This is a genomic window from Rhodococcus sp. ENV425 (assembly GCF_002887785.1).
In the GTDB taxonomy this organism is placed as follows: domain Bacteria; phylum Actinomycetota; class Actinomycetes; order Mycobacteriales; family Mycobacteriaceae; genus Rhodococcus; species Rhodococcus aetherivorans.
This window is the reverse complement of sequence record NZ_PCZU01000102.1, coordinates 1-5796: the sequence shown is the minus strand read 5'-3', so window position 1 is coordinate 5796 and position 5796 is coordinate 1. Positions and strand designations below refer to the sequence as shown.

Annotated in this window: 6 protein-coding genes; 2 read left to right on the top strand and 4 right to left on the bottom strand. The window is 68.1% G+C overall.

Translation table 11 applies throughout. The features are described from left to right. Positions 1-1013 precede the first annotated feature (1013 nt). Positions 1014-1925, top strand: a complete 912-nt coding sequence (locus CQZ88_RS08420) for a manganese catalase family protein (RefSeq protein ID WP_102799587.1) — start codon at positions 1014-1016, stop codon at positions 1923-1925. Positions 1926-2614: 689 nt separating this feature from the next. Here the strand turns inward: CQZ88_RS08420 and CQZ88_RS08415 are convergent. From CQZ88_RS08415 to CQZ88_RS08400, 4 genes are all read right to left on the bottom strand, one after another. Continuing rightward, positions 2615-3331, bottom strand: coding sequence for a hemerythrin domain-containing protein (locus CQZ88_RS08415; RefSeq protein ID WP_102799586.1), 717 nt, complete (start codon positions 3329-3331; stop codon positions 2615-2617). A gap of 217 nt (positions 3332-3548) precedes the next feature. After that, positions 3549-4310 carry an ANTAR domain-containing response regulator gene (locus tag CQZ88_RS08410; protein WP_102799585.1) on the bottom strand — a complete coding sequence of 254 codons (762 nt, stop codon included), beginning with the start codon at positions 4308-4310 and terminating at the stop codon, positions 3549-3551. A 149-nt stretch (positions 4311-4459) separates the two neighbouring features. Then, entirely contained in the window at positions 4460-4699 is a 240-nt protein-coding gene (locus CQZ88_RS08405) for a toxin (protein ID WP_102799584.1), read from the bottom strand. Beyond that, positions 4696-4956 carry a ribbon-helix-helix domain-containing protein gene (locus tag CQZ88_RS08400; RefSeq protein WP_102799583.1) on the bottom strand — a complete coding sequence of 87 codons (261 nt, stop codon included), beginning with the start codon at positions 4954-4956 and terminating at the stop codon, positions 4696-4698. The genes CQZ88_RS08405 and CQZ88_RS08400 overlap by 4 nt, the downstream gene beginning before the upstream one ends. A 369-nt stretch (positions 4957-5325) precedes the next feature. Between CQZ88_RS08400 and CQZ88_RS08395 the strand changes: the two genes are divergently transcribed. After that, complete coding sequence (locus CQZ88_RS08395) at positions 5326-5598, top strand: hypothetical protein (RefSeq protein WP_102799582.1); 273 nt, start codon at positions 5326-5328, stop codon at positions 5596-5598. The last annotated feature ends 198 nt before the right edge of the window (positions 5599-5796 follow it).

Here is a 5796-nt window from a genome sequence, read left to right as displayed (position 1 = left end):
CTCGTACACCATCCTGATGGACGCAACCCCTCGTCCCGGTTCGCGGTGCAGTACCGCGCCGTGTACGGCCGGTCGCCCCACCGTAGCGGGCACGAGGAGTCCGTCCGGTCGGGCCGACCGTACCGGCGTCGGGGGTTGGATCGGTCAGCCCGGCTCGGTCAGTGCCGTGGGTCCCCGGGGAGGCCCGGCGGTGGGGTCGGCGGGCGAGGAACCGCGTCCGGTGCCGGACCAGAACGCGGGCGCGGTGGTGGTCGGCGGCCGCGTTGGCGGCGGGCGACGCGGAAGCGGGCGCTCATGTGGTGCAATCACTGGGCGGACCGGGCGGCGGACTCGACGTGCAGCAGCCGTGCCGCCGCCCGGTCTCAGCCGACCAGCAGGCGCTGGTAGGTGGCCTGCCCCTGGGAAGGCGATATCGCACCCGTCCGAGGCCGGCGCGGTGGATCGGGAGAGGTCGACGCCGGTGGCGTAAGCGCCGGACCGAGCTCCGGTCCTGTTTCCTCCGTCACGGAGCAGGTCGGAGGTGCAGGCGGGCAACCCGGTCACTTCCGGGGGCGCCGGACAGTATTCGCACATGACCACGCCTCCTCGATCTGCATGGGCGGGGCGGGGGAGCTCATCGGGTCAGGTTCATCCCACACGTGTCGACGGCCCGGACCCGGGCGTCACCGGCAGAGATTTTCAGGGCGTCGCCGGTGCTGGGGTAGCTGCCGGGGGTGCGGGCACCGCCGGTGGACGGTGGTGGCCCCGAAAAATTGCAGGGCGCCGTCCACGAGCACCGTCCCGTGGATCAGGCTCAGGGGTTTGGTCCTTCAACCCGACGCTGGCCTGGTTGACCAGGGTGGGGCTGCTGGGCGCGCCGGTGGATCGGAGGGGCGCTGCGCGGACGGCGCGGCGGAGGCGGTGGGCCCCGCTGCGGCGGTGCGCGTTCAGGTGGGCGGTGTTCGTCGGTTCGGCCGAGCACGTTCGGGTATCCGGAGCGTGTCCGTCTCCGAAACGACGAAAGAGTCCTTCTCATGTTCCATCACACCGATTACCTTCAGTTCGACGTCGCCCCCGAGAAGCCGGATCCGGTGTATGCCCGCAAGCTCCAGGAGTTGCTCGGCGGGGCGTACGGGGAGATGACGGTGACCATGCAGTATCTGTTCCAGGGCTGGAACTGTCGGATACCCGGCAAGTACAAGGACTTGATCATGGACATCGCGACCGAGGAGATCGGGCATGTCGAGATGATCGCGACGATGGTCGCCCGGTTGTTGGAGGGGGCGCCGGCCACCGAGACGTCCAAGGCCGCCGGGGCCGATCCGGTGGTGGCCGCGGTCCTCGGGGGAATGGATCCGCAGCAGGCGATCATCTCCGGCGGTGGCCCGGTGCTGGCCGACAGCAACGGTGTGCCGTGGAACGGGCGCTACATCGTTGCCAGCGGGAATCTGCTCGCCGATTTCTACGCCAATGTCACGGCCGAGGCGCAGGGGCGGCTGCAGACCGCGCGCCTGTACCACATGACCGACGACCCGGGGGTGAAGAACATGCTCAGGTTCAATCTCGCCCGCGACACCTATCACCAGAACATGTGGTTGTCGGCGATCGAGGAACTCAAGGCCGACGGTCTGGAGGGCGTGGTAGCACCGAATGCGCTGTTCGACGAGGAGTACACCGAGCACGCGGAGTCGCTGTGGCACCTGTCCGACGGCACGATGTCCGACCAGGGCCGCTGGGCGCAAGGCCCGGCACCGGACGGTGTCCATCAGAACCGGTTCCTCGCGGACCCGCAGCCACTCGGGGGCAAGGGCGGCGCCCCGGCGCCGGATCCGTTGTTGTACGCCACCTATGACGGCAGTCAGGGCGAACCCGCGTCGAGTGCTCTGGGAACAGAGAAAGGTATCGTCGGCAAGGTCAAGGAGGCACTCGATCCGGAGAAGCCGTGATCGGGGAACGACCGATGCGGTGAGATCGTCGTCGGTGCCGTGGCTGATCGCCGGGATGTTCCGCTTGCGTCCCGGCATTGTCACCGTCTACGGCGTGCTGACCTTCGTCGGGCATCGCTTCGAGGCGAAGCGGCGCGGCCTGTTCCGGGGGTCGGTTTGCGCAACGTCGAGCCCCTGCGCTTCGGCGTCGCCGGCCCGGCATGTTCCGCCGTGCGGACCCAGCGAGACTGTTCGTGGTCGGTGGCGGCGTGATCTTGCCTGGTGTGGTGGCGCTACGGCCCTGTTCCTCGACAAGGGCAGCGCTGTCGACTTCGGTCCCTGCCCACGCGGCCGACGACCGGCCTCACCTCGGCTCGGGCATGATCGCGCTGAGCTTTCTGCTCCCGTGGGATGACGAACTCTGCGGGCGGGACACGATCCGACCGATGAGGTGTGCTGGGCGGGGGCCGGGTCGAAGCCATATCTTCGCGGTGCCCGCACCGCCGAGCACGGGAGCAAGTCCGGGGTCGTGGGGGGAGAACCGAGCGCACGACAGGGGACCGTCCCCACGACGCGCAGCCACGTGGAGCCGGGCCAGGGCGGCCTTCCCGGCTATCCGATGCGGGTGTGACGAGCCGACAACACGGCGGTGCCTCCTCCATGCAGGTAGATCCGGCAAGTGAGTCGCGAGGATCGGGTGCACACGCTCGTCACGTGCGGGTGGAGGGGTCTTCGCCGCTGCGCAGTGGGGGGAGATGTTCGATCGCGGCGGCGGCGGCGAGGGTGCGGCTGGTGCCGCGGCATCCGGTCGCCAGCGGTGCGGGGGTTCGGCGGGCAGCCCGATCCAGCCGGTCGCGAGCACGATCGAGGCCGGTGAGCGGAAGCGCGGCCAGCGCATTGCCGGGTAATCGGCGCGAGACGACCGGGTGCGGTCGTGTCGGCGCGGTACGACGCACCAATTCCCACATCCACCCGATCCTGCGGAGCGCGTCGGCGCGCAGTGCCTGCTGGAGGCGGGGCAGCAAGACGTCCTCTTCGTCGCGGACGTCCTCGCGCAGCAACCGGGCAATGCTCTCGAACAGGTTCTCGTGCTGCCCGTCGCCGGGGCGGGTGCGTTCGAGGGCGGAGAAGAGCTCGTTGATCTGTTGGTGCTCCCGCTCGATCCGCAGGGTCAGGTCGTGTCCGTCCGGCAACGTCCGTCGCACGATCGGCCACAGCACCGCTTCCTCTGCGAACGCATGCGGGAACACGAGCCGACACAGCCGGGTCAATACCTCCTGTCGCTCGGCATCGTCGGTGGTGGTAGCGATTCGGTGCAGCAGCTGATGGAGTTCGAGGTGATCTCGGCGCTGCCGGACCAGCACGCTGTGCGGGCCGCCGAGTTCCTCGACACTCTGCTTGGCAATCGAGACGGGGGGAATGGTCATCAGGTCCTCCTGCTGGGTGCCCCGTGCGTGGTCGCCGACGGTTCGTGTTCGACCGTGCGATGTCCTCGTCATGGCCAGTACCCGAAGAAAGCGAGCCGAAACGGGTTGCGGACAGGCACTTCGCGCGCGCAGGCGCACCGGCCCCACCGACAAGAGCATCGACACGCCGGTGCGAACCACCCGCGAATCCACGCAGGGACCCTGCCCGAGCCGGGCGTCAGGGCTCGTGGGCGACCGCGATCATCAGATGGCGAGCCACCTCGGACAGTGTGGTGTTGGTGCGTTGCGAGACCTGCACCAGATGCTCGAACGCCTCGTCCGCGGTGAGATGGTGCACCGCCATCAGCACACCCTTGGTCTGGTCGATCTCCGACCGGGACACCAACGCGACCTCGAGCTGAGCAATCGTCTCACCGGCCGCCTGACAACGGCGGGCAGTGCTGATCGCCGCCGCCGCCGCCGCGGTGCTCAGCAACCGCATCAGTTTCTCGTCGAAGGGATCGAACGCCTCGGCTCGGCAACTGTAGACGTTGAACGATCCGACCAATTCGCCCGGCCCGGTGCCGTCGACGGTCAACGGGACCGACAGGTATGCGCGGATTCCGGACTCCGCGGCGGCCGCGGCGAACTCGGGCCACTGCTCGGCGTGGTCTCCCACGACGGGGCGAACCACCTGCCGGGTGCGAGCGGCGTCCAGGCATGGGCCCTGGTCCGCCTCGTACTGCTGCCGGTCGAGCCGCCCCGCCCGGTCGTCGGTGGCGACGACGGTGCGTGAGTCGGCGCCGTCGATCCGGGTCACGCTCACCGCGTCGGCGTCGGGCACCACGTCCGTCGCGGCCTCGGTGAGCCGCCCCAGCACCGTCTCGAGGGGTTCCTCGGCGGCCGTCGCCGACCGCAACTTGTCCAACGCGCCGGTGACCGCGTCCAACGCCACACCCAGCTTCATCACCGCGAAGGATCCCGTGGATTCCTCCATCATTGCCTCCGGCCCTTCACCCGGTGATCGTCCCGAGTATCCCAGGACCGAGCAGCTCGTGAGCCGCGTCGGCGGCGGGAACCGAACGACGCGCTGTGAGGTGCCCGCGAGGTCCCAGCCTTCCCTTACTTCTGGACGCGGGGTAGCAGGCCTCAGGGGAGTAGATCGAAGTACTGCGGCCGGGCCTTCATCGCGTGGATGAGAAGCTCGTTACCGCTGTCGAAGCGCAGAACGACCAGTTCCAGGAGGCGGCCTTTCAGGTCGAAACCGAGTCGGAATTCTCGCGCGGGATGATCGTCGTCGAGATCGGCCGCATAGACGGGATTTTCGGCTGCGTGGATGCTGTCGGCTTCGTCGATTCCGTGCTTGAGGGCGGACTTGTGCGCTTTCACGCGACCTGAGTCCAGGCGCGGATCGCTTGCCGAATCGCCTCGGACCTGGATACATGCTCTTGTTCTGCACGCGCGTTCAATGCTGTCAACAACGCTTCGTCCATGCGGACCGGAACCACTGTTCCCGGGCCTTCTCCGATCGTCGGGCGACCACGCTTACGCAGGGCGGCGACGTCGTAGCCCGCCTCGGCTTCGTCTGCCCACTCCTCGATCATCTCGTCGGTGACGGGGATTCCGTTGATCATCTCGTCAGCCACAGACAATAGTGTAATACGAAATACATCGATGGCCGGGTCTTGACCTCGAACGTCCGTGCGGCCAGCAGAACAGGGATTACCTCGAGTAGGTGGTCGCCGACAGTCCCGTCCGCACCTACGCCCGTCACCAGGCTCCGCGGCGCCCGCGCCGCATTCGAGTGGCCCGGCCTGCAGCTGGCGTTTGCCGCCGAACCTGCACTACATGGTCGGCGTGGGCGTGACCATCAACCCGATCCCCGAGCAGGTCATCGCCCGGATCCGGGCTCGCGTCGCCGGCCCGGCGCACCCCTCCGCGCTGACCACCTGTTCTCCGGGGTCATCCACCGCGAGCTGGCCTATCTGTCGTGCTGCGCTCTTACCTGAGACGCCGTGATCTTCATCGGTACCTACGGTGTCGACCACCCGGTCGACCTGCGAATCTGGGTGATCCCACCACCGGCGCCGCCCCTGCTGCACGGCAGCGCATTCCAGGAAACACGCGCCGTACCCACGGCTCGGTTGTTCGCCGACGCGATCGGACCCGTCGGCAGACTGAACCGGACCGCCCGGGTCTGCAGGGCACGCCTTCCCGGTCTGCACCCCTGGCGTGAGGGATGGATACGCCACATCGCCGCCCTCAACCTCGACCCCGGCCAGCCCTGAGCCGAGTCCTGTCGCCGGACGCTCCGGCCGATCAGCTTCCCTGCCACCACACCCCAGGTGAAAACACCGAGAACTCCCTGTTCCGTCCACTGACATCCGATGTCGCCTATCGCTGAAATCCACTGTCGTTTCCCCAGCTCGGGCCACTGACATTCCGGCGTCGCCTCTCTGAGCTTGACGTTTAACCTGTCCGGCTGA

Bases quoted from the DNA above. Each gene is read 5' to 3' on its own strand.
- CQZ88_RS08420 (WP_102799587.1), top strand. From the start codon at position 1,014: ATGTTCCATCACACCGATTACCTTCAGTTCGACGTCGCCCCCGAGAAG.
- CQZ88_RS08415 (WP_102799586.1), bottom strand. From the start codon at position 3,331: ATGACCATTCCCCCCGTCTCGATTGCCAAGCAGAGTGTCGAGGAACTC.
- CQZ88_RS08410 (WP_102799585.1), bottom strand. From the start codon at position 4,310: ATGATGGAGGAATCCACGGGATCCTTCGCGGTGATGAAGCTGGGTGTG.